Origin of the sequence: Rhizorhapis suberifaciens, from assembly GCF_014200045.1 — a bacterium.
Classification (GTDB): Bacteria; Pseudomonadota; Alphaproteobacteria; order Sphingomonadales; family Sphingomonadaceae; genus Rhizorhapis; species Rhizorhapis suberifaciens.
This window is the reverse complement of record NZ_JACHOV010000002.1, coordinates 127,988-149,953: the sequence shown is the minus strand read 5'-3', so window position 1 is coordinate 149,953 and position 21,966 is coordinate 127,988. Positions and strand designations below refer to the sequence as shown.

The 21,966-nt window shown below is 59.5% G+C and carries 22 protein-coding genes; 12 read left to right on the top strand and 10 right to left on the bottom strand.

What is annotated here, in order from left to right; genetic code table 11:
• Positions 1–54 precede the first annotated feature (54 nt).
• The 4 genes from mobA to fdhD are packed head-to-tail and all read left to right on the top strand — an operon-like array spanning position 55 to position 4,492.
• Positions 55–594, top strand: a complete 540-nt coding sequence (gene mobA / locus HNQ99_RS02955) for a molybdenum cofactor guanylyltransferase (RefSeq protein WP_184474163.1) — start codon at positions 55–57, stop codon at positions 592–594.
• Entirely contained in the window at positions 591–3,437 is a 2,847-nt protein-coding gene (fdhF, locus tag HNQ99_RS02950) for a formate dehydrogenase subunit alpha (protein ID WP_184474162.1), read from the top strand. The genes mobA and fdhF overlap by 4 nt, the downstream gene beginning before the upstream one ends.
• A 40-nt stretch (positions 3,438–3,477) precedes the next feature.
• The gene (locus HNQ99_RS02945; protein WP_184474161.1) at positions 3,478–3,711 is read left to right on the top strand and encodes a formate dehydrogenase subunit delta; all 234 of its coding nucleotides are present in this window, start codon (positions 3,478–3,480) and stop codon (positions 3,709–3,711) included.
• A complete protein-coding gene (gene fdhD, locus HNQ99_RS02940) occupies positions 3,680–4,492 on the top strand; it encodes a formate dehydrogenase accessory sulfurtransferase FdhD (protein WP_246414381.1) in 813 nt (270 codons plus the stop codon). The genes HNQ99_RS02945 and fdhD overlap by 32 nt, the downstream gene beginning before the upstream one ends.
• Here the strand turns inward: fdhD and HNQ99_RS02935 are convergent.
• Together HNQ99_RS02935 and HNQ99_RS02930 are read right to left on the bottom strand one after the other, a co-directional pair.
• Complete coding sequence (locus tag HNQ99_RS02935; RefSeq protein WP_184474160.1) at positions 4,479–5,381, bottom strand: LOG family protein; 903 nt, start codon at positions 5,379–5,381, stop codon at positions 4,479–4,481. The two genes, fdhD and HNQ99_RS02935, sit on opposite strands and share 14 nt — an antisense overlap.
• 53 nt (positions 5,382–5,434) lie before the next feature.
• Positions 5,435–6,109: an extensin family protein gene (locus HNQ99_RS02930; protein ID WP_184474159.1), complete on the bottom strand. Its 675-nt coding sequence runs from the start codon at positions 6,107–6,109 to the stop codon at positions 5,435–5,437.
• A 210-nt stretch (positions 6,110–6,319) separates the two neighbouring features.
• Between HNQ99_RS02930 and HNQ99_RS02925 the strand changes: the two genes are divergently transcribed.
• The 3 genes from HNQ99_RS02925 to HNQ99_RS02915 all read left to right on the top strand — a co-directional run bounded on the left by HNQ99_RS02925 (position 6,320) and on the right by HNQ99_RS02915 (position 10,375).
• The gene (locus HNQ99_RS02925; protein WP_184474158.1) at positions 6,320–7,477 is read left to right on the top strand and encodes a phosphoserine transaminase; all 1,158 of its coding nucleotides are present in this window, start codon (positions 6,320–6,322) and stop codon (positions 7,475–7,477) included.
• Between the two features lie 130 nt (positions 7,478–7,607).
• A complete protein-coding gene (serA, locus tag HNQ99_RS02920) occupies positions 7,608–9,188 on the top strand; it encodes a phosphoglycerate dehydrogenase (RefSeq protein WP_184474157.1) in 1,581 nt (526 codons plus the stop codon).
• Positions 9,189–9,250: 62 nt separating this feature from the next.
• On the top strand, positions 9,251–10,375 hold the full coding sequence (locus tag HNQ99_RS02915) for an ATP phosphoribosyltransferase regulatory subunit (protein ID WP_184474156.1): 1,125 nt from the start codon (positions 9,251–9,253) through the stop codon (positions 10,373–10,375).
• 23 nt (positions 10,376–10,398) lie between these two features.
• Here HNQ99_RS02915 and HNQ99_RS02910 read toward each other — a convergent pair whose 3' ends face one another.
• Complete coding sequence (locus HNQ99_RS02910) at positions 10,399–11,232, bottom strand: alpha/beta hydrolase (protein WP_246414379.1); 834 nt, start codon at positions 11,230–11,232, stop codon at positions 10,399–10,401.
• A gap of 117 nt (positions 11,233–11,349) precedes the next feature.
• Between HNQ99_RS02910 and HNQ99_RS02905 the strand changes: the two genes are divergently transcribed.
• Together HNQ99_RS02905 and HNQ99_RS02900 are read left to right on the top strand one after the other, a co-directional pair.
• A complete protein-coding gene (locus HNQ99_RS02905) occupies positions 11,350–12,639 on the top strand; it encodes an adenylosuccinate synthase (protein ID WP_184474394.1) in 1,290 nt (429 codons plus the stop codon).
• A gap of 56 nt (positions 12,640–12,695) precedes the next feature.
• Positions 12,696–13,442, top strand: coding sequence for a class I SAM-dependent methyltransferase (locus HNQ99_RS02900; protein WP_184474154.1), 747 nt, complete (start codon positions 12,696–12,698; stop codon positions 13,440–13,442).
• Between the two features lie 39 nt (positions 13,443–13,481).
• On the opposite strand, the gene HNQ99_RS02895 is transcribed toward HNQ99_RS02900, so the two are convergent.
• From HNQ99_RS02895 to HNQ99_RS02875, 5 genes are all read right to left on the bottom strand, one after another.
• On the bottom strand, positions 13,482–14,819 hold the full coding sequence (locus HNQ99_RS02895; protein ID WP_184474393.1) for a dicarboxylate/amino acid:cation symporter: 1,338 nt from the start codon (positions 14,817–14,819) through the stop codon (positions 13,482–13,484).
• An 89-nt stretch (positions 14,820–14,908) separates the two neighbouring features.
• Complete coding sequence (gene aroC / locus HNQ99_RS02890) at positions 14,909–15,976, bottom strand: chorismate synthase (protein ID WP_184474153.1); 1,068 nt, start codon at positions 15,974–15,976, stop codon at positions 14,909–14,911.
• 73 nt (positions 15,977–16,049) lie between these two features.
• Positions 16,050–16,859 (bottom strand): enoyl-ACP reductase FabI, encoded by an 810-nt coding sequence (gene fabI, locus HNQ99_RS02885; RefSeq protein WP_184474152.1) that lies wholly within the window; start codon positions 16,857–16,859, stop codon positions 16,050–16,052.
• On the bottom strand, positions 16,856–17,827 hold the full coding sequence (locus HNQ99_RS02880; RefSeq protein WP_184474151.1) for a YihY/virulence factor BrkB family protein: 972 nt from the start codon (positions 17,825–17,827) through the stop codon (positions 16,856–16,858). The genes fabI and HNQ99_RS02880 overlap by 4 nt, the downstream gene beginning before the upstream one ends.
• A 47-nt stretch (positions 17,828–17,874) precedes the next feature.
• Positions 17,875–18,807, bottom strand: coding sequence for a DnaJ C-terminal domain-containing protein (locus HNQ99_RS02875; RefSeq protein WP_184474150.1), 933 nt, complete (start codon positions 18,805–18,807; stop codon positions 17,875–17,877).
• A 115-nt stretch (positions 18,808–18,922) separates the two neighbouring features.
• On the opposite strand from HNQ99_RS02875, the gene pdxH reads away from it, so the two are divergent.
• Both pdxH and HNQ99_RS02865 read left to right on the top strand, forming a co-directional pair.
• On the top strand, positions 18,923–19,501 hold the full coding sequence (pdxH, locus tag HNQ99_RS02870) for a pyridoxamine 5'-phosphate oxidase (protein ID WP_184474149.1): 579 nt from the start codon (positions 18,923–18,925) through the stop codon (positions 19,499–19,501).
• Positions 19,498–20,484: a cation diffusion facilitator family transporter gene (locus HNQ99_RS02865; protein WP_184474148.1), complete on the top strand. Its 987-nt coding sequence runs from the start codon at positions 19,498–19,500 to the stop codon at positions 20,482–20,484. Before pdxH ends, HNQ99_RS02865 begins: the two co-directional genes overlap by 4 nt.
• Positions 20,485–20,540: 56 nt before the next feature.
• On the opposite strand, the gene HNQ99_RS02860 is transcribed toward HNQ99_RS02865, so the two are convergent.
• Together HNQ99_RS02860 and HNQ99_RS02855 are read right to left on the bottom strand one after the other, a co-directional pair.
• A complete protein-coding gene (locus tag HNQ99_RS02860; protein WP_184474147.1) occupies positions 20,541–20,930 on the bottom strand; it encodes a Rossmann fold domain-containing protein in 390 nt (129 codons plus the stop codon).
• An 11-nt stretch (positions 20,931–20,941) separates the two neighbouring features.
• Positions 20,942–21,322 carry a dihydroneopterin aldolase gene (locus HNQ99_RS02855; RefSeq protein ID WP_184474146.1) on the bottom strand — a complete coding sequence of 127 codons (381 nt, stop codon included), beginning with the start codon at positions 21,320–21,322 and terminating at the stop codon, positions 20,942–20,944.
• Positions 21,323–21,429: 107 nt separating this feature from the next.
• Here HNQ99_RS02855 and HNQ99_RS02850 point away from each other — a divergent pair, with 107 nt between their 5' ends.
• On the top strand, positions 21,430–21,957 hold the full coding sequence (locus HNQ99_RS02850; RefSeq protein ID WP_221232539.1) for a GNAT family N-acetyltransferase: 528 nt from the start codon (positions 21,430–21,432) through the stop codon (positions 21,955–21,957).
• The last annotated feature ends 9 nt before the right edge of the window (positions 21,958–21,966 follow it).

Genomic DNA, 21,966 nt, shown 5'->3' with positions numbered 1-21,966 from the left:
TCATTCCCGGATCCTCGCCTTCACGGGGATAACGAATTTGGATGCGGAATTGGGATGAAACTTCTGGGCGCCTTGATCGCCGGCGGACAATCGCGCCGATTTGGCAGCGACAAGGCGATTGCCTCCATTGGCGGCCGTCCGCTCCTGGCCCATGTGATCGAGGCGATGGAGCCGCAGGTCGATGAGCTGGTGATGTGCGGCCGCGAATGGCCCGGACTGACAAGCCTTTCCGACCGCCCGAAAGCGGGCCAGGGTCCATTGGGCGGTATCTGCGCCGCGCTTCATTACGCGCGGGAAAGCGGCTTTGACGCTGTGCTGACCGCAAGCTGCGACACATTGCCTATCCCCCCTCGGCTCGCTGCAGTGCTCAATTATCAATCTGCCGTCATTCAGGATCAGCCGCTTTTCGGATATTGGCCCACCGAAATGGCCCCGCTCCTCGATCGCTGGCTTGAGGAACAGCCCCGACGAGACATGCGCGCCTGGATCGAAAGGAGCGGTGCGCACGAAGTCGAAACGGACATCGCTTTTTCCAATTTGAATACTCAGGACGATTATGCGCGTTTTACGGCGCAACGAGGATGGACGTCATGACCTATAGCAAACAGGCGGACTTCGGTACGCCTGCCTCCCCTTCCGACGAGCAGGTGACGCTGACCATCGACGGTCAAAGCGTCACCGTGCCCAAAGGCAGCACAGTCATGCGCGCGGCCGCAGAGATAGGGACCTCGATCCCCAAGCTATGCGCCACTGACAATCTCAAGCAGTTCGGTTCCTGCCGGCTTTGCCTCGTAGAGGTTGATGGCGCGCGCGGCACGCCCGCAAGCTGCACTCTTCCCGTCGCTGATGGCATGGTTGTCCACACCCAGACCGCTAAGCTGCAAAAGCTGCGCAAGGGCGTCATGGAGCTTTACATCTCCGACCATCCGCTGGACTGCCTCACCTGTTCGGCCAATGGCGATTGCGAACTGCAGGAACAAGCAGGCGCCGTCGGTCTGCGCGAGGTCCGCTATGGTTATGAGGGCGACAATCACCTCGGCCTTACGAAAGACGTTTCCAACCCTTATTTCGATTTTGATCCGTCCAAATGCATCGTCTGCTCCCGCTGCGTCCGGGCTTGCGATGAAGTACAGGGCACCTTCGCCCTCACCATCGAAAGCCGGGGCTTTGGATCGAAAGTGTCGGCGGGTACGCCGCTCGATGACTTTATTTCTTCCGAATGCGTCTCCTGCGGCGCCTGCGTTCAGGCATGCCCCACCGCGACGCTTCAAGAAAAAACCGTAGTTCAGATTGGCACGCCCGATCGCGCAGTCGTCACCACCTGTGCCTATTGCGGCGTCGGATGCACATTCCGGGCGGAAATGCGTGGCGAGCAACTCGTCCGAATGGTTCCTTGGAAAGAAGGCAAGGCCAATCACGGGCATAGTTGCGTCAAAGGCCGCTTTGCCTGGGGATATGCCCAGCATCAGGACCGAATCCTGAAGCCCATGATCCGCAGTTCGATCAGCGATCCATGGCGGGAAGTCGAATGGGACGAGGCGTTTGCCTATGCGGCCTCCGAATTCAAGCGCATCAGCGCCAAATATGGTCCCCGCTCGACCGGCGGCATCACCTCTTCACGCTGCACCAATGAAGAGACGTTCCTGGTGCAGAAGCTTGTTCGCGCCGGCTTTGGCAACAACAATGTCGATACCTGCGCCCGCGTCTGCCATTCGCCCACAGGATATGGGCTGAAGACGACTTTTGGCACCAGCGCAGGCACGCAGGATTTCGACAGTGTCGAGGCATCCGACGTCATCCTCGTCATCGGCGCAAACCCGACTGACGGCCATCCGGTGTTCGCCAGCCGGATGAAACAGCGCCTACGCGAAGGCGCGAAACTGATCGTCATCGATCCACGCCGCACCGATCTCGTCCGCTCACCGCATATTGAGGCCGCACATCATCTGCCGCTTCGCCCCGGCACCAATGTTGCCGTGCTGACAGCGATGGCGCATGTGATCGTTACAGAGGGACTGGCGGACGAACCGTTCATCCGCGACCGCTGCGATTGGGACGAATATCAGGACTGGGCCGCCTTCGTATCCGATCCGAAGCGCTCACCCGAGGCCACCGAACCGCTCACCAAAGTGGCTGCCGCCGACCTGCGCGAAGCCGCCCGGCTGTATGCCACTGGCGGCAATGGGGCGATCTATTATGGCCTTGGCGTAACCGAACACAGCCAGGGCAGCTCCACGGTGATGGCCATCGCCAATCTTGCCATGGCGACCGGCAATATCGGCCGCCGGGGCGTGGGCGTAAATCCTCTGCGGGGACAGAATAATGTGCAAGGCGCCTGTGACATGGGCAGCTTCCCGCACGAGCTTTCGGGGTACCGCCATATCGGCGATGCCAATGCCCGCGCCTTGTTCGAAAATGACTGGGGCGTGGCCCTTGATCCAGAGCCCGGCCTCCGCATTCCAAACATGCTCGACGCTGCTGTGGATGGGGTTTTCAAAGCGCTGTATATCCAGGGCGAAGACATCCTTCAGTCCGATCCGAACACCAAGCATGTCGCGGCAGGCCTTGAGGCAATGGAATGCGTCATCGTGCATGACCTGTTCCTCAATGAAACTGCCAATTACGCGCATATTTTCCTTCCAGGTTCGACCTTTCTGGAAAAGAACGGCACCTTCACCAATGCCGAGCGCCGTATTCAGCTCGTCCGGAAGGTGATGAGCCCGATGAACGGCTATGAAGACTGGGAGATCACTCAGCTATTGGCGAAGGCCATGGGCCTGGATTGGCATTACAATCACCCCGCCGAAATCATGGACGAGATCGCACGCCTGACACCGACTTTTGCTGGTGTAAGCTTCGATCGTCTGGATAAGGAAGGTTCGTTGCAGTGGCCCGTCAACGACGCGGCGCCCGATGGTTCGCCGATCATGCATATTGACGGTTTTGTAAGGGGCAAGGGCAAGTTCGTCGTGACCGACTATGTGCCGACGGACGAAAAGACCGGCCCCCGCTTCCCGCTACTGCTCACCACCGGCCGCATTCTCAGTCACTATAATGTCGGCGCACAGACCCGCCGTACAGCCAACACGGTTTGGCACCCGGAGGATCGCCTGGAGATTCATCCCGTGGACGCGGAGGATCGTGGGATCGCTGAAGGCAGCTGGGTACGCCTGTCCAGCCGTTCTGGCGAAACAACGCTTCGCGCCCTCATCACCGACCGCGTTGCCCCAGGGGTCGTCTATACGACCTTCCATCATCCAGAGACCCAGGCCAATGTAGTGACCAGCGAATTTTCCGACTGGGCCACCAATTGTCCCGAATATAAGGTGACGGCGGTGCAGGTCGCACCTTCCAACGGGCCGACCGATTGGCAGGAGGAATATGAGGAACTATCCGAACGCTCCCGCCGGATTGTCCCTGCAGAGGCGGCGGAGTGAACCATAACCCCCATTCCGGTCAAAGCCGGAGAGCAAGCGAATGAACAGCCTCGAAAAACTCGTCTACATGGCCAATCAGATCGCCGTAAATTTTGGTGTGCTCGGCGAAGCGGAAGCAATCTCCGCCATCGCCGGGCACATCCATGATTTTTGGGACCCCCGCATGAAGTCCCTTATCTTCGCTCATCTGGACGCCGGCGGAGAGGGGTTGAACCCAGTCGCCCGCGCGGCTTTGAGCCGGCTTGCAAAGGACGCTGGCCATATCGCCGCCTGAAAACAACCACCATCTTTCCCGGCCGGTTCAACTGATCCGTCCGCACGGAGTGGCTGAGGCGGTCAATCGCGCCATCGCGGTCGAAGCGCCGGTGTCGCTGGAATTTAATGGCATCGCCTATGCCGTCATGATGGCGACGCCGGTCGATCTCATCGACTATGTGACGGGATTTTCGCTATCGGAAAAGCTGATTGAGGCACCCGCCGACATCGAGGACATTGACGTCCACCAGGCCGAAAAGGGGTGGATCGTTCGCACCCAACTGGCCGGCGATCGCACCGAGGCGCTTTTGGCCCGGGTCCGCACCCGTGTTTCGGAGAGCAGCTGCGGCCTTTGCGGAATGGAAAATCTTGAGGAAGCGATGCGCCCATTACCGAGGGTCCCGCCGCACAAGCATCCGGCCAAGGCCGCGGTTTTCCGGGCACTAGCAGAATTCTCGGACCATCAGCCGATGCATAATGCCACTGGCGCGGTACATGCGGCGGCTTTCGCGGATCACTACGGCCAGATCCTTTTCGCCCGTGAGGACGTCGGACGCCACAACGCACTGGATAAGCTCATCGGATGCCTTGCCCGGCTCAATCAGAGCGCGGCGGAAGGTTTCATCCTGACCAGTTCGCGGTGCAGTTATGAAATGGTCGAAAAATCCGTGCGCGCCGGAGCGAACACGCTTGTCACCATTTCCGCTCCCACTTCGCTTGCGGTCGCGAGGGCAGGGGAAGCGGGACTCACACTGATTGCCCTTGCCCGGCCCGATTGCGCCTTGGTTATGTCCGACTGACCGTTGCTGCGGGACGGCATCCTGGCACTTCGGCACCCTCATAAAAGCTCTGGACGATTTCCCATGCGTCCTCGGCCGTTTCGACAAAGTGGAACAGGTCCAAGTCCTCGCGGCTAATCGTCCCCTCCTCCGCCAATGCTTCGAAGTTGATCACCCGATTCCAGAAATCCTGGCCGAAGACCAGCACCGGTATAGGCTTCATCTTGCCGGTCTGGATCAGCGTCAGTGTTTCGAAAAACTCGTCAAATGTGCCAAAGCCGCCGGGGAACACCGCTAAGGCCCGCGCCCGCAACAGAAAGTGCATCTTGCGCAGGGCAAAATAGTGGAATTGGAAGCTCAGCTCCGGCGTCACATAATGATTGGGAGCCTGTTCATGGGGCAAAACGATGTTGAGCCCGATCGACAATGCATCCGCATCATAAGCCCCTTTATTGGCTGCTTCCATTATGGAAGGTCCGCCACCTGAACAAACCACGAAATTTCGGCATCCGTCGTCGGTCATTGGGAATTTGCTGGCGATCTGTGCCAGCTTATAGGCCTCTTCATAATATTTGGCTTTGGCGGCCAGGTTTTTGGCGACCGTCCTGTCATAGTCGGTCTGCGCCTTTTCGATCGGGACATTTGCCTGATCGGGATGCGGAATACGTGCGGACCCGTAAAAAACGAACGTCGATTCAATCTGCGCTTCGTCAAGCAGCAATTCAGGCTTCAACAATTCCAGTTGGAACCGCACCGGCCGCAAGTCCTCACGGAGCAGAAATTCTGCGTCCTGAAAGGCGAGTTTATAGGCTTCGCTTTCGGTTTGGGGAGTGGATACAGCCAGTTTGGCAGTGCTGGCATCGTCGGAAGCGCGCCTGAATTTGCGCTCGGCAATTTCTTTATTTGTCATTCAGGCAATCTTAGCATGATTTCCGAATTTTCCAATATCACAGGTCAACCAAGCTAGCGACAATAGGTCCCTTTTCCTCCCATATCGAAATGAAAATGGTCGCGATGGGCGGCATTATAGTCGGGACTAAGCACGGTCCGAAAGCGTTTGCAGGCGCTTTCATGAATGACCCGCAGGAATCGGCGCGACTGATCATCGCCATTCCATTGGTCCTTGACTGTAATGCGACGCCCATCCGCCAACATGAACGCTGCGACATCCACCGCATTGCTATGCGCGTGTTCGGACCTGCTGCCTGAAATGTTCCCATTGATGTTGCGGCAGGCATAGGTGCCAAAGGTATCGATGCGAACAATCTCGCTGCCAAGAATCAACCGAGCCGCTGGCTGTACGCCATAGCGTGCCCAAGCCGCGAACTTCCCGGCCAGAGGACAAGTCATGGCGCCAAGATTGGTGACTGGCGTGCCGATGTCGAGCAACTTGACGCTATTGATGGCGTTGCAGCCGCCTCCGAAATGCTGGTCGGGCAAAGGCGTGAACTTGACCGCTGCGACGCGCAGATCCGCCATGCATTGCCGCGCCTCGGCGGACGAAGGAACAGGCACATGAGAACTGTCGCGGCGACTTTCCGGCACAGATCCGCATCCGGTCAGCAGCAGGATCGCCCCAATCAGCGCCCCCCATTTACCTTTCCTGGCCAAGGCCGCCCCTAAAATTCTTGTCGTCATGGCTTGGCCTTAGTCGCCCCTGCCTGAACATGGGACAACATATCGTGGAAATTGAGGCGTCTGGCAACAACGTTCGCGGCTTGCAACAGACATGATCCATCGCACCGCCATGGTGAGGGCAGCTTGACTTTCCAACACCCACCTCTATGAGCGTCAGCGGGCCACGCTGTCCCAACGCAGCGCGTGCTCTCTGTGAGGAGAGAATATATTATGAATGACGTCGTCCGCGCCGCGGAAGCCGCTACGCTTCCCGCAAAACCCGCTACAAAACCTGCCCGCCCCTATTTTTCTTCGGGTCCCTGCGCCAAGCCTCCGGGCTGGTCTGCTGAAAAGCTCGCCGTCGAATCGCTGGGCCGCTCCCACCGCTCGAAGCTGGGCAAGAACCGCCTTCAATATTGCATAGACCTGATGCGCGAACTGCTGCGCCTGCCTGAGACGCACCGGATCGGTATCGTGCCAGGCTCCGACACCGGCGCCTTTGAAATGGCGATGTGGACGATGCTGGGCGTGCGTCCTGTCACGACACTGGCATGGGAAAGCTTCGGTGAAGGCTGGGTGACGGACGCTGCCAAGCAGCTCAAGATCGAGCCGACCATTGTTCGCGCCGATTATGGCCAGCTTCCTGACCTGAAAATGGTCGACTGGTCGAACGACGTGCTGTTCACCTGGAACGGCACCACATCGGGCGTCCGTGTGCCCAATGCCGACTGGATTCCGGCTGACCGGGAAGGCCTTTCTTTCGCCGACGCGACCAGTGCGGTATTCGCCTATGACATTGACTGGAGCAAGATCGACGTAGCCACCTTCTCCTGGCAGAAGGTGCTGGGCGGCGAGGGCGCGCACGGCGTACTGATCCTCGGTCCGCGCGCGGTGGAACGGCTCGAAACCTACACTCCCGCATGGCCGCTTCCCAAGGTGTTCCGCCTGGTTTCCAAGGGCAAGCTCGCTGAAGGCGTGTTCAAGGGCGAAACCATCAACACCCCCTCGATGCTGGCCGTCGAAGACGCGATCTTTGCCCTTGAATGGGGCAAGGCAATTGGCGGCGCTCAAGGACTGATCGCACGTAGCGACGCCAATGCCGCGGCTTTGGACAAGCTCGTTGCCGAGCGCGACTGGCTGAACCATCTCGCCACCGATCCCGCCACCCGATCGAAAACCAGCATCTGTCTGACCGTCGAGGGAGCTGACGAAGCCTTCATCAAGACGTTTGCCGGCCTGCTCGAAAAGGAAGGCGCAGCCTACGACATCGCCGGTTATCGCGATGCCCCCGCTGGCCTTCGCATCTGGTGCGGCGCGACGGTGGACACCGCCGATATCGAAGCGCTCGGTCCCTGGCTCGACTGGGCCTGGGCAGCGGCACGCGTTTAAGTTCATTTCGTAAATTTCATCGTCATTCCCGCGCAGGCGGGAATCCATCTCCCGTCATTTTACCCAGGGGATGGCTCAGGGAATGGATCCCCACCTTCGAGGGGATGACGAAACAGAAGGGAAAACCCAAATGCCCAAAGTTCTCATTTCCGATCAGATGGACCCCAAGGCCGCCGAAATCTTCCGCGCGCGCGGCGTCGAAGTCGACGAAATCACCGGCCTTTCCAAGGACGAGCTGATCAAGATCATCGGCCAATATGACGGCCTTGCCATCCGTTCGGCCACCAAAGTAACCAAGGAAGTGATCGACGCTGCAACCAATCTGAAGGTTATCGGTCGCGCCGGCATCGGAGTCGACAATGTCGACATCCCTTACGCCTCGTCCAAGGGCATCGTGGTCATGAACACGCCCTTCGGCAACTCGATCACGACAGCCGAGCACGCCATTGCGCTGATGTTCGCCCTCGCTCGCCAGCTGCCGGAGGCCGATACCTCCACCCAGGCGGGCAAGTGGGAAAAGAACCGCTTCATGGGCGTGGAACTTACCTCCAAGACGCTGGGCCTCATCGGTGCCGGAAATATCGGTTCCATTGTTGCCGACCGCGCGCTCGGCTTGAAGATGAAGGTGGTCTCATACGATCCTTTCCTTACCCCTGAACGTGCGATTGAAATGGGCGTTGAGAAGGTGACACTGGACGAATTGCTCGCCCGCGCCGACTTCATCACCCTGCACACGCCGCTTACCGAGCAGACCCGCAATATTCTGAGCCGCGAAAACCTGGCGAAGACGAAGCCCGGCGTGCGTATCATCAACTGCGCGCGTGGCGGCCTCGTTGACGAGACGGCGCTCAAGGAAGGACTCGACAGCGGCCATGTAGCGGGCGCGGCACTGGACGTGTTCGTCAGCGAGCCTGCCAAGGAAAGCCCGCTCTTCGGCACGCCAAACTTCATCTCAACGCCCCACCTTGGCGCGTCGACCAGCGACGCACAGGTCAATGTGGCGATCCAGGTGGCCGAACAGCTTGCTGACTATCTGGTTTCCGGCGGCGTCACCAACGCACTCAACATGCCCAGCCTTTCCGCCGAGGAAGCGCCCAAGCTTCGCCCCTATATGGAGCTGGCGGAAAAGCTTGGCGGCCTGGTAGGTCAGCTGGAGGGTGAGGACATTCGCGGACTGTCCATCGAAACCGAGGGCCATGCTGCCGAACTCAACCAAAAGCCAATCGTCGCAGCAGTGCTCGCCGGGCTCATGCGGGTCTACTCCGACACCGTTAACATGGTGAACGCGCCCTATCTTGCGAAGGAACGTGGACTTGACGTCCGCGAGGTGCGCCATGATCGTGAAGGCGACTATCAAACGCTGCTGCGCGTCACCGTCACGACCGCCAAGGGTGAGCATTCGGTAGCGGGCACCCTGTTCGGCCACAAAGCCCCCCGCCTGGTCGAACTGTTCGGCATCAAGGTAGAAGCCGACCTCAAGGGCACGATGCTCTACATCGTCAATGAGGACGTCCCTGGCTTCATCGGACGGGTGGGCACCACGCTTGGCGCTGCGCAAGTCAACATCGGCACCTTCCACCTCGGCCGCCGCGCCATGGGCGGCGAGGCGATCTTGCTGCTGTCCGTCGACCAGGATGTCGCGGAACCGGTAATGTGGGAAATCTGCCGCCTTGAAGGCGTGAAGACGGTGAAGCAGCTTCGCTTCTCCTGAATCAGGAAAGGGCTGCCAATCCACACTGGATTGGCAGCCTTTTTTCGTTAAAGGGGTTGCCAATGACCAAGATTCCGCCAGGTTTGCTCCCCGAGGGTCTCAGCGACCGGCTTCCGCCACAAGCCGAAGCGTCGGCGCGGCTCGTTCGTCATGTCATCGATACGGTATCGAGTCATGGCTATCAGCGAGTAATGCCGCCGCTTGCCGAGTTCGAGCAGAATCTGGTCGCTCGCCTGCAATCGGCGCGAGCGCAGGACCTGCTCCGCGTTGTCGATCCCCTGTCTCAAAGGACGATGGCGCTCCGTCCGGACATGACGGCCCAGATCGGCCGCATTGCAGCCACCCGCCTGGCGAGCGCGGCGCGGCCATTGCGTCTCTGCTATGGCGGCCCGGTTATCAAGCTGCGTGCCAATCAGCTCCGCCCGGAACGTGAAATGATGCAGGTCGGCGCTGAACTTATCGGCACCGACAGCGTCGCAGCAGCGGTCGAGATCGTTACTGTCGCCATAGAGGCGCTGACCGTCGCCGGCCTCTCCGGGATCACGGTGGACTTTACGCTGCCTGATCTTATCGACACGCTGGCTGCCGAAGAATTTCCCCTTGGCTCTGACGAAATCACGGCCGTGCGGTCCGCGCTCGACGCCAAGGACGCAGGCGCGCTGGCGGCGCTGGGCACCGGACCTGCCGCCTATCTTCCCCTGATAGAAGCAACAGGTCCCTTTCACGCCGCCATGGACAAGCTGGATGCACTTGACGCCGGCGGTGTGCTGAAGAGCCGCACCAAGGCCCTCCGCGAGATTGCCAAACCGATTGGCTGGGACGTGACGCTTACGCTGGACCCGACCGAGCGCCACGGCTTTGAATATCAGACCTGGTTTGGCTTCTCGCTTTTTGCCGAAGGTTTCGTCGGGGAGGTTGGCCGAGGCGGCACATATATGATCGCCCATCCGGACGGGCAGCAGGAGTCCGCCATTGGGTTCTCGCTCTACCCGGATCCGTTGATCGATGCCGGACTAGGTGGCAAGGTCGCCAAGCGCCTGTTCCTTCCCCTCGGTCACGATCCTAAGCGCGCCGCGGATCTTCGCAAGGAAGGGTGGCGGACTGTGGCCGCGCTCTCAGGCAGCGACGATGCCGCCGCGTTGGGTTGCTCCCATATACTCGAAGGCAAGGAACCCAGGGCGCTTTAAATCTCGCGGGCATGGGCGGTAGTTTATCGCACGGCTTGCACCAGAAATGCGTCCGTCAGTTTGGTCGCCTCATCCCCCTCGTCACCAATGTGACGATTGAGACGCATATGGTCACTGTTGCGGATCATCCGAACGGTCACCTGCGTCCCTGCCTTCTTCAGCAAGACCGCCAGCCCCCTCGATTGCGCGATGGTGCTTGGATTGTTGACATGCAGAATAAGGAAACGCCGTACATTGGGTTTGGCAGTGTGACTGTCAGGAGACAGGCGCATATGACGCGCGATATTGTCGCCAAAGGCATTACGCCGCATCCGCTGCAAGTCCTCGCCCCCGACGTGGAGCTGCGTCGGTACGTGATAGGCAGCACCATCAAGCAAAACGACTCCGGCGATTGCATCCAAAGGCACTCCAGCCGCTTTCAGATAAGCCGGATCGGTCGCGATCAGCGCCACCAGATGTGCACCGGCGCTATGGCCCATCAACACCATCCTACGCCTATGGATGCCCAGTTCGTTCGTCCGGTTGCGTAGCCAGGCAACGGCGTTCGCGACATCGGCCGCCTGTTGTTCCACGGTCGCCTGCGGGACCAGCCGGTAATTCATTGAGGCAAAGGCATAGCCCTGCCCAACAAAATGCTCCGCCTTGTCACTGATGTCGTGCGCCTTGTCACCCTGCGACCAGCCGCCCCCGTGAACATAAAGGATAACGGGCGCTTTCTTTCCTCGTCCCGGCCAGAAATCGAGCCGTTGGCTGGCATTTTCGCCATAGGCATATTCCTTTGCCGGTGGGCCTTCGGCATCCCTGGCCGCTGGCACGGCCGCTGCCAGCGAAAGGATGATTGGGGCCAGGAGTCGCATCGGCATGGCTCAATTGTGAGGTCGAGAGTTCTCTTTAGCAAAGGCAAACTGAACCTTGGCTTGCCTCACCGCCCGAAGACGCTAAAGACGGCCCTGTTTGCCGCAAAGGATTCTGAATTGGCCAATGTAACGGTTATCGGCGCCCAGTGGGGCGATGAAGGCAAGGGCAAGATTGTCGACTGGCTTGCAGAGCGCGCAGATTGCGTTGTCCGCTTCCAGGGCGGGCACAATGCCGGCCATACTTTGGTCGTCGGCAACAATACCTACAAGCTGGCCCTGCTCCCATCCGGCGTCGTGCGCGGCACGCTGTCCGTCATCGGCAATGGCGTGGTGTTCGATCCTTGGCATTTCCGTGACGAGGTGCAGAAGATCGCCGGTCAAGGCATTGCCGTTACGCCCGACGTTCTTCATGTCGCGGAAACTGCTCCGCTGATCCTGCCCATTCACCGCGACCTGGATGCCTTGCGGGAGGATGCAAGCGGCGCGGGCAAGATCGGCACTACGCGTCGCGGCATCGGTCCGGCCTATGAAGACAAGGTCGGCCGCCGGGCCATCCGTATCTGCGATCTGGCGCATCTCGACGACCTCGGGCCGCAGTTGGACCGTCTGTGCGCACATCATGATGCGCTCCGGGCCGGTTTTGGCCAACCGCCTGTGGACCGCGAAGCGTTGATGACGGAGCTTCGCGACATTGCGGAATTCGTTCTACCCTATGCAAAGCCGGTCTGGGTCACCCTGAACGAGGCTCGCAAGCGGGGTGATCGCATCCTTTTCGAAGGCGCGCAGGGCGTTCTGCTGGACGTCGACCATGGCACCTATCCCTTTGTCACATCGTCGAACACGGTAGCGGGGACGGCTTCGTCCGGCTCCGGCCTTGGACCGCGCGGCGTTGGCTTCGTGCTTGGTATTGTGAAGGCCTATACGACACGTGTCGGCTCTGGCCCCTTCCCGACTGAGCAAGACAATGACATTGGCGAATTACTTGGCACCCGTGGTCATGAATTCGGTGTCAACACGGGGCGCAAGCGTCGCTGCGGCTGGTTCGACGCGGTGCTGGTACGACAGTCGGCGGCGGTCAGCGGCATCACCGGCGTGGCGCTCACCAAGCTGGACATCCTGGACGGCATGAAAGAGATCAAGATCTGCACAGGCTATAGGCTGGACGGCAAGGATTATGATTATCTTCCGCCGCACCCTGCCGACCAAGCTCGCGTTGAGCCCGTTTACGAAACCATCGAAGGGTGGGACGAAACCACGGCGGGCGCGCGCAGTTGGGCGGAACTACCCGCGCAGGCGATCAAATATATTCGCCGTATTGAGGAATTGATCCAATGTCCGGTGACTTTGGTTTCTACCTCACCACAGCGGGATGATACCATCTTAGTGCACGATCCGTTCGCCGATTAAGATAAGTTGCCTTCTTTGTTGTTGCCCTTGATGGGAAATCATCCCATCTCAAAGTCATGACATCACGTGAAGCCACGGGCTTGTTGCCGCGCAACATGGTGGAGGAAGCCAACCCTATTCCGCGGGCGGTTTCCGACTGGCTTCATGTCCTGGCATTCGGGGCCATCGGCTGGCCCTGGCTGGTGCGCAGCCTTTCGGGCGGGCGGAAAAAGGACAAGCTTACGCTGCTAAAGCGCCTTGAACTTTCTCACGACGCGCTCCCCAATCTTGGCAGTTGGAAGGCCGACACCGCTCTTCTCCAGCGAATAGTGAATCTGGTGGAAGCCAATCGGCCCGCCAATGTAGTCGAGCTTGGATCCGGCGCCTCGACCCTGGTTACGGCGCGTGCGCTACAGCTTTTCCAGGGCGGCTCACTTCACAGCTATGACCAGCATGCCGATTTCGTCGGAGCAACTGGCGAATGGTTGGCCGAGCACGGCCTTGGCGCGAACATGCACCATGCGCCCTTGGTTCCGGCTCCAGGGGATTGGCCTGGCTATTGGTACAAGCTGTCCCGACTACCGGACGTTATTGATATGCTGATTATCGACGGACCGCCGTGGTCCGTACATCCATATGTCCGCGGAGCGGCAGAAGTCCTGTTCCCCCGCATTCCTCCTGGAGGCGTCATAGTGCTGGACGATGCTGCACGACCCGGCGAACGGATAGTGGCCCGACGCTGGCGGCGCAACTGGCCTGATTTCGAATTTGAACTGGTGCGGGATGGCACCAAGGGCACGTTGGTCGGTCGCCGCTTATATTGAGGAATTTGCCGGCCCGTCATTCGCATGAAGCATTGAGGCTTAGCTCCCAACCTCCGGAAGCCGCGCGAGCCTCTCTTCTTCGGAAATGGGGGGTACCGGCCTCTCGTCCTTTTCACCCGCCGAAATCACCGTCGCGGCGACCAAATCGCCTGTCACGTTCAGGGTCGTTCGGCACATATCCAGGAAGCGGTCCACACCCAGCACGAGGCCGATCCCCTCCGGCGGCACGCCGACCATGCCAAGGATCAGCGCCACCACGGGCAATGATCCCGCAGGCACGCCGGCAGTCCCTATCCCGCCAAGAATGCAAACCAGCATCACCATTAACTGTTGTCCCAAGGTCAGGTCGACGCCGAAGAACTGTGCCAGGAAGATAACCGTCACCCCCTCGAACATCGCAGTGCCATTCTGATTGGCGGTGGCGCCAATAGTGAGGACAAAGCGCGCGACCTTCGGCGGCAGTTTCAATTGCTGGTCCGCCACGCGCAAGGCCGTGGGCAGGGTGGCGTTTGACGATGCCGTTGCAAAAGCCATGACAATGGCCTCCTGCACCTGCCGGAAAAAGGCGAGCGGCGACTTTTTCGCCAGCACCGCCAGCAGCACTGAAAAGACAATGAACATCTGGATGCCCAGCGCCAGCAGAACCACGCCCACATAAGCGGACAGCCGCACCAGCAAATCCCATCCGAACAGGGCGGCCAGATTGAACATGAAGCAGGCAATGGCAAGCGGCGCGATGCGAATGACAATTCCGATCAGCCGCATGGCAATTTCGAAAATGCCCTCCATCACGTTCTTCAGCGACTGGCTGTTAGGCGTTTGCACCAGCACCAGCCCAATGCCGAAAAACAAGGCAAAGAACATCACCGCCAATATGTCGTTCGTGCTCATCGCCGAGACGATATTGGATGGCACGATGTTGACTAGAGCCTCGATACCCGTCGGGCTTTCTCCCGACCGCTCCAGGATCGCCTTTGCCCCATCGCCTGCATTGGCAAGTAATTGCCGCGCCACACCCGGATCAACGCCCTGCCCCGGCTGCAACAGGTTCACGACCAGCAGGCTTACCGCCACGGCGATACTGGAGACCACAAGGGTGTAGATCAGCGTGCGCACGCCCACACGCCGCAACGACCTGATTTCTCCCATTTCGGCGATACCAATCACCAAGGCGGAAAACAGCAGTGGAATGACCAGCATGAACAACAATCGCAGGAAAATCTGCCCGATGGGCTCCGTCACATAAGTCGTGACCGTCTCCACCCATTCCGCGTCTTTGGCGCTGACATGAACGAGGAGACCCAGGACCAGGCCAACAAGAAAGCCGATCAGCATCTGCCATTGCAGGGAAATACTTTTTTTGCCGCTGCCGGTCATAGAAGTCATTCCCTCGCCCGCTCTCTTGCAGTGCTTGTATCTAGGCTCCAACTAACGCTGATATTGCTCAACTGCCAAGAGCGTTGGCGTCACCCGCACTGCGCGCGATGCAACAGCTTCTGGTCGGCCAGCACCAGCGCCACCATAGCCTCCACCACTGGAACGCCGCGTATGCCGACACAGGGGTCGTGCCGCCCCTTCGTCTGGATTTCGCTGGCAGATCCGCCCCGGTCGATCGTCTCGACAGGGATCAAAATAGAACTGGTAGGCTTGAAGGCCACGCGCAGCTTGATGGGTTGCCCCGTCGAAATGCCGCCTGCAATGCCTCCCGCATGATTGGCCGCAAAGACAGGGCCGTCTTCGCCCGGTTGCATGGGATCGGCATTCTCCTCTCCGCGCAGACGCGCAGCGGCAAAGCCATCGCCGATTTCAATACCCTTAACCGCATTGATGCTCATGCATGCCGCGGCCAATTCGCTGTCCAGCTTTGCATAAAGCGGTGCGCCCCATCCGGCGGGCACGCCCGTCGCTACGCATTCGACCACCGCGCCAAGCGATGATCCGTCCTTTCGGGCACCGTCCACCAGCTTTTCCCAACGCCCGACCGCCTCCGGATCGGGGCAGAAAAAGGGATTGCGGCCGATTTCTTCAGCATCGAAATTCGCGAAGTTCACACCGTCCCCACCGACCTCCGTCACATAGGCGAAGATGTCGACTTCCGGGATTATAAGCCGCGCCACCGCGCCAGCAGCCACCCGGCTTGCCGTCTCGCGCGCGCTCGACCGCCCGCCGCCGCGATAATCGCGAAAGCCATATTTGGCGTCGTAGGCGTAGTCGGCATGGCCGGGGCGATAGGCCTTCGCGACCTCAGAATAATCCTTCGAACGCTGGTCCACATTTTCGATCATCAGGCTGATCGGGGTGCCTGTGGTTTTCCCTTCGAACACGCCCGACAGGATACGCACCTCATCGGGTTCCTGCCGCTGCGTGGTGAAGCGTGATGTGCCCGGTCGCCGCTGATCGAGCCAGGGTTGGATGTCGGCCTCGCTCAGCGCAAGACCCGGAGGGCAGCCGTCGACAACCGCGCCGATGGCAGGGCCATGACTCTCTCCCCAGGTGGAGAAGCGAAAAACGCGGCCGAAACTATTAAAGGACATTCATTATCCCGTCGTGTAGAGCGAAGTCTAGATACGTCCCTCGACTATGCTCGGGACGAATGGACCTCGAAAATTATCTATCAAGCGCGATGTCCGGCGCGTCCTCCGCCTTCATACCGATGACATTATACCCGGCATCGACGTGATGAACTTCGCCGGTAACGCCGCTCGCCAGATCGCTCAGTAAATAGAGGCCCGCGCCGCCCACATCCTCAATAGTTACATTGCGGCGCAGTGGCGAATTCAGCTCATTCCATTTTAGAATATAGCGAAAATCGCCGATGCCGGAAGCCGCCAGCGTCTTGATTGGACCAGCCGAAATGGCATTCACGCGAATATTCTCCGGCCCCAGGTCCATCGCGAGATATTTGACCGAGGTTTCCAGCGCCGCCTTCGCCACGCCCATGACGTTGTAATGCGGTATGACCTTTTCCGCGCCATAATAGCTCAGCGTCAGCAGGCTGCCGCCGTCTGGCATCATTGCCCGCGCACGCTTGGCTACCGCCACAAAGCTGTATGCGGATATGTTCATCGTCAGCAGGAAATTTTCCAAGCTGGTATCGACATATTTGCCGCGCAGCTCATTCTTGTCGGAAAAGCCGATGGCGTGCACGACAAAATCGATGGTCGGCCAACGTTCGGCAATGGTATCGAAAGTACGGTCGAGCTGCGCCATGTCGGATACGTCGCATTCCACCAGGAAATCGTCGGAACCCAGTTCCGCGGCAAGCGGCCGCACGCGCTTTTCCAGTGCTTCCCCCTGATAGGAAAAGGCGAGCTGCGCGCCCTGGGCGGCCAATTGCCGCGAAATGCCCCAGGCAAGCGATTTGTCATTGGCCAGACCCATGATCAGACCGCGCTTACCCGCCATCAAGCCAGTCATTCCGTTGAAACCTCCCGATCTTGCGCCTGTGCCATTGCCGCTGCCGCCTCCGCTTCCTCCTGGGGAAATTCGGCGAGCGCCGCATTAAGCTCCGCGCCAATTACCACGCCCAGCCCAATGACAAAGAAAAAAATGAGAACAATCATTACGCCTGCCAAGCTGCCATAGGTCAGGTCATAACCGCCAAGCAGCGATAGCGCGGGCGGCAACAGCAAGGTGGTGGCGTACCACCAGAGGGCAGTCGTCACAGCTCCGGGCCATTTCGGGAACTGTTTCGGCTTGTAAGCGCTCGGCGTAAGCGAAAGGAAAAGGAAATAGAGCGCCCCGCCCACCACCACCATGGGCAGCAATCGCGTCGCGGTGACGATGGCGATCGCCTGGTCCGCGAACGGAAGGATTGCGCGCAGGAACTGCTCCACGCCGACCAGCATCACCTGAATGCTGAAGGCGAACATGACGGCAAAAACCGACAGGATGATGATCCCGATCGATCCTAACCTATATTCCCAAAAGGCGCGTCCGCTCTTTGTGCCATAGGCGCGGCGCAATATGTCGCGGATTGTTTCGATAAGGCTCCCTGTCGTCCAAAGTCCTACGACGGCGCCAAACCACAGCAGGCTGCCTGTCCGCGCTGTCAGTACTTCGACGATAGGTCCCTTCAGGACCTCCGCTACGCCAGGTGGAACCGTTTGAAGGAAAGCGCCGACGCTTGCGAGACCATCCTGCGTGCGACCAAAGATTTTGGCGACGGCCACGGCCACGATGAAGAAGGGAAACACTGTCATCAGCGCCAGATAGGCAAGATTCCCGGCATGAATGAAGCCGTCATTATAGACGCCCACCGCCACACGCTTCAGCACCTCGAACGGATAGGAGCCTGGCTTCGGAATGGCCTTCCTGACCCGTGTCCGCACCTCATCCAGCCGCTTCTTGCGCGCCTCGGGCGAATGGGGTGAAGAATTGGTCATTTCGGGTCGCGACCCATTCTTAAATCCTCCCGGACTTTCGCTTAAGCTTATACCCCAAAATTGACACGCAGGTTGCGTTGGTCTTTCCAGTTCTCGACAAAGCTCTTCAACTGCGCGTCATCCGCCGGAACGTCGACCATCAGCGTCACCAACTGGTCGCCCCGCGTCCCATTTTTGTCATGGAACCCCTTGCCCTTCAGGCGCAAGGTCTTGCCCGATGAACTGCCTGCCGGAATTCCCAGCATTACCGGGCCGTCCACGGTAGGCACCTTGATCTTTCCACCGTGCACCGCTTCATCGAGCGTGATCGGCAGGTTAAGGCGCACATTATGGCCATCCCGTTCGAAAAAGGGATGCGCCTTGACCTCGATCGTGATGATCGCGTCGCCGGCTCCGCCAGGACCCTGCTGCCCCTTGCCGGAAAGCCGCATCTGCGTGCCGTCCTCCACGCCATTGGGCAGCTTCAAGTCAATGGTTTTGCCATCCTGCAGAGTGATCCGCTGCGGGGCCAAAGTCGCGGCTTCCACAAACTGGACCGCAAGCCGATAAGCAATGTTCGCGCCTTTTTGCGGCGGCGCCGAACGCCCGAAGCCTCCGAAGCCCCCGCCCTGCTGCCGACGGCCGCCGCCAAACAGCCCCTCGAATATGTCTCCAAAGTCCGCGCCGTCAGTGCCGAACTCAAATTGTTGGCCGCCGGGTCCCGCGGAGGAGCGAAAACCGCCGCCCCGTCCGCCGCCAAAACCGAAGGGCGCGGTTGGATTGCCATCGGCGTCTATTTCACCCCGGTCGAATTGAGCCCGCTTGTCCTTGTCGGTCAGCAAGTCATAGGCATTGGTGACTGCGGCAAACCTGTCCGCCGCCTTGGGGTTGTCCGCATTGCGGTCCGGGTGAAGTTCCTTGGCGAGCTTGCGATAAGCCTTCTTGATGTCGGCCTCGCTCGCATTCCGCGCCACCCCCAATGTCGTGTATGGATCAGCCATTTATTGCCTTTATTCGCAGGAATATATCATTCGGGGACCATTTGGAGATCGGTGTGCGCGGCTTCAAGCGGCCCTCGGCTCGACTATTCGGCCCCAAGTCCCTAAATGGCAAGCCATGACCACCGATCCATTCGCTCTTTTCAATAGCTGGTATGACGAAGCCCATATCAGCGAAATCAACGACAGCAACGCCATGACCCTGGCGACGGCAGACGCGCAAGGCCGCCCTTCCGCCCGAATGGTGTTGCTCAAAGGGCACGGGCCGTCCGGATTTGTCTTCTACACCAATTATGAGGGTCGCAAGGCCGCCGAGCTGGTCGCCAATCCCTACGCGGCATTGCTATTCCACTGGAAATCATTGCGCCGTCAGGTCCGGATCGAAGGCCGGGTTGAAAAAGTCACTCCGGAGGAGGGCGACATTTATTTCGCTACGCGCAGCCGGGATTCGCAGCTTGGCGCGTGGGCGTCCGACCAATCGCGTCCGCTTGACAGCCGCGAAACCTTCGAAAGGCGTTATGAAGAATTACGCGCTCATTATGAAGGAAAGCCTATTCCCCGCCCGCCCCACTGGTCGGGCTTTCGCGTCATCCCCGGCCAGATCGAATTCTGGCAGGATCGTGAGCATCGACTGCATGAGCGGCGTCTGTTTACGCGCGATACGGATGGCTGGACAGAGGGCCTGCTATATCCATGATCGCGCCCAAGGCCGCCGCGCATCATGAACCTCCCACATTTAGCGGGGGCCTCACCTCTCGCGCTGCGCTGGCGAGCACATCAGTGGCATTGTTCCTGCTATTGGTGAAGGGCTATGCCGCATGGTCCACGGGCTCCATCGCCATGATGGGCTCGCTTGCCGATACCGGCCTGGATTTCGTCGCGAGTTTGGTCACGCTGTTCGGCGTCCGCTTCGCCGCCATGCCCGCCGACCGGCACCACCGTTTCGGCCATGGCAAGGCAGAGGCGCTGGTGGCGCTTTTCCAGGTGTCGCTCATCATCGTCGCCGCTTTTGGCATTGCCTTGCGCGCCATCGAGCGCCTTGGCACTGGCGAAAACACGGCCAATGCCGAATATGGGATCGGCGTGTCGTTGGTCGCCATAGCCGCAACCTTCGCCTTGCTTGCCTATCAACGGCATGTCATCCGCCAAACCCAATCGGTCGCCATCGGCACCGATCATCTGCATTACCAGTCCGACCTGCTGCTCAACATCTCCGTCATAGCGGCGCTGATCCTCGATCAATATCTTGGCGTAAGGGGTGCGGACGCCTTTTTCGGCATTGGCATAGCGCTCTGGCTGGCCTGGGGAGCGCTGCGTGCTTCCAACAGCGCCGTCGATCAGCTTATGGACAAGGAATGGCCGCTAGAGCGCCGTCAGCACTTCATCGCGCTGGCCAATGGCCATCCGCTGGTCAAAGGCATTCACGATCTACGCACCCGCACCAGCGGCATGCATGATTTTGCGCAATTCCATATCTGGATCAGCCCCACCATGACCATCCGTGAGGCCCACAGGGTGATGGATGAAATAGAAGCCCGCCTCCGCCCCGAATTTCCAGGCGTAGAGATATTGATTCATCCCGATCCCGAAGGTCATATCGACGGCAAGGGCGATCCCCTTCTGGCCCGGGATGCTGCCCTGTTGGTACGACAAGAGCAAAGAACCCAAGGGACGAAGTAGCGTTTAGAACAGCTGGCGCAAAAACGGAATTGCTTCCGACCGTCCTGATAAGGCCTTCAAAGCGGAATGGAGGGAGCCGGTTCTGAACTCAACAGGATCAATTGTCCTGTCACCATGGCCGCCCCTGCGAGCCAGTCGATGCTGGCCGCTAAATCTTTTTCCCAGCCCTCTGCAACCGCTACGCCATTGACGCGAACCTCAGGCGCGGCCTCCACCGCCAGCTTCTGCAGATGCAGCGAGAGTTCCGATAGGCCGATCCGGTCGGGCGCCTGTACCACAAGCACCGCGCAATCCCACGCCCCCTTGCCTACGGAAGGGTGGGCTAAATCCTCCAAAATTTCCACGCGCAATTCGGCGTCGGCTTGCGAAGCTTCGGCCAAGATCCAACCCAACGCCTGCAGTCCGTCCGCTGCAGCTTTTCCAAGCAGCGTATCGGCTTCGCTCAACGAAAATCGCTTCATTTGCGGGAACGGCCCATGGTTATTCCTATCGATTCTCCGCGTTCCGACAGCGCAAGCTTTACGATCTTCACCTCGACATGCTTCACTTTCCGGTCCTGAAGGAACACTGTCTCAATGATGTGCTCGGCAACCGCTTCGATCAGCGTGAAATGCTGGCCCTGCGGCAATGCCGTGGACGCGGCATGTTTCAGGTCCATATAGTTTTTCGAATGGCTGAGATGCGTGTCAGGCGCGTAATGATCCGCCATTTCCAGCGTAGCGCGAACACTGATCCGCAGCGGCTGGGGAAGGTGCGTTTCCTCCGAATAGATGCCGGTCAGTACATCGACATCCAAATCGTCGACTTCCAGGACCAAATAGTCCCCTTCCCCGTTCATGCCGCGTTCGTTCCTTTGTTCCAAATAGCGCTTTAATTTTGTGCGCAAGGCGCTAAAAGCCCCGCGCTTGCGGCGCTGATGCCCGCGATAGGACGGAACCGCAAGAATTGACGCACATAACAGCCCTCTCCACGCAAAGCGATAGCGCAGTCGAAGCGCTGCTCGACGCTGCGTTTGGGCCGGGCAGGCAGAAGCGGACCGCCTATGCCATTCGCAATGGCATGTGCCAGATCGATTCGTTGAGCTTCGCCGCACTGGACGCACGCGGGAATATGGTGGGCCTGCTGCAAAGCTGGCCGGTGGCTATTACCGACGGCGCAGGCACGCAGCATCCGCTGATCATGGTGGGCCCGGTGGCCGTGCTGCCGACGCTTCAGCAGGCCGGTATCGGCAAGAAACTGATGTCCAAGCTGATGGAAGCGGCCAAGGCTATTCAATGTGAGCCGCTGATGATGATCGGTGATCCGGAATATTATGGACGCTTCTTCGGCTTTTCCGCAGCGGGCACCGGTGCATGGGAGGTCCCTGGCCCCGTCGAGCGCCATCGGCTTCTTGCCCAATCAGTGGACGGACGACCGCTTCCCCATGCAGGCAAGCTTGGCCCCCGGAACGAAAGCTTGCGCGCAGCCTGCTGAGCCCCAGGA

Bases quoted from the DNA above. Each gene is read 5' to 3' on its own strand.
- mobA (WP_184474163.1), top strand. From the start codon at position 55: ATGAAACTTCTGGGCGCCTTGATCGCCGGCGGACAATCGCGCCGATTT.
- fdhF (WP_184474162.1), top strand. From the start codon at position 591: ATGACCTATAGCAAACAGGCGGACTTCGGTACGCCTGCCTCCCCTTCC.
- HNQ99_RS02945 (WP_184474161.1), top strand. From the start codon at position 3,478: ATGAACAGCCTCGAAAAACTCGTCTACATGGCCAATCAGATCGCCGTA.
- HNQ99_RS02935 (WP_184474160.1), bottom strand. From the start codon at position 5,381: ATGACAAATAAAGAAATTGCCGAGCGCAAATTCAGGCGCGCTTCCGAC.
- HNQ99_RS02930 (WP_184474159.1), bottom strand. From the start codon at position 6,109: ATGACGACAAGAATTTTAGGGGCGGCCTTGGCCAGGAAAGGTAAATGG.
- HNQ99_RS02925 (WP_184474158.1), top strand. From the start codon at position 6,320: ATGAATGACGTCGTCCGCGCCGCGGAAGCCGCTACGCTTCCCGCAAAA.
- serA (WP_184474157.1), top strand. From the start codon at position 7,608: ATGCCCAAAGTTCTCATTTCCGATCAGATGGACCCCAAGGCCGCCGAA.
- HNQ99_RS02915 (WP_184474156.1), top strand. From the start codon at position 9,251: ATGACCAAGATTCCGCCAGGTTTGCTCCCCGAGGGTCTCAGCGACCGG.
- HNQ99_RS02910 (WP_246414379.1), bottom strand. From the start codon at position 11,232: ATGCGACTCCTGGCCCCAATCATCCTTTCGCTGGCAGCGGCCGTGCCA.
- HNQ99_RS02900 (WP_184474154.1), top strand. From the start codon at position 12,696: ATGACATCACGTGAAGCCACGGGCTTGTTGCCGCGCAACATGGTGGAG.
- HNQ99_RS02895 (WP_184474393.1), bottom strand. From the start codon at position 14,819: ATGACCGGCAGCGGCAAAAAAAGTATTTCCCTGCAATGGCAGATGCTG.
- aroC (WP_184474153.1), bottom strand. From the start codon at position 15,976: ATGTCCTTTAATAGTTTCGGCCGCGTTTTTCGCTTCTCCACCTGGGGA.
- fabI (WP_184474152.1), bottom strand. From the start codon at position 16,859: ATGACTGGCTTGATGGCGGGTAAGCGCGGTCTGATCATGGGTCTGGCC.
- HNQ99_RS02880 (WP_184474151.1), bottom strand. From the start codon at position 17,827: ATGACCAATTCTTCACCCCATTCGCCCGAGGCGCGCAAGAAGCGGCTG.
- HNQ99_RS02875 (WP_184474150.1), bottom strand. From the start codon at position 18,807: ATGGCTGATCCATACACGACATTGGGGGTGGCGCGGAATGCGAGCGAG.
- pdxH (WP_184474149.1), top strand. From the start codon at position 18,923: ATGACCACCGATCCATTCGCTCTTTTCAATAGCTGGTATGACGAAGCC.
- HNQ99_RS02865 (WP_184474148.1), top strand. From the start codon at position 19,498: ATGATCGCGCCCAAGGCCGCCGCGCATCATGAACCTCCCACATTTAGC.
- HNQ99_RS02855 (WP_184474146.1), bottom strand. From the start codon at position 21,322: ATGAACGGGGAAGGGGACTATTTGGTCCTGGAAGTCGACGATTTGGAT.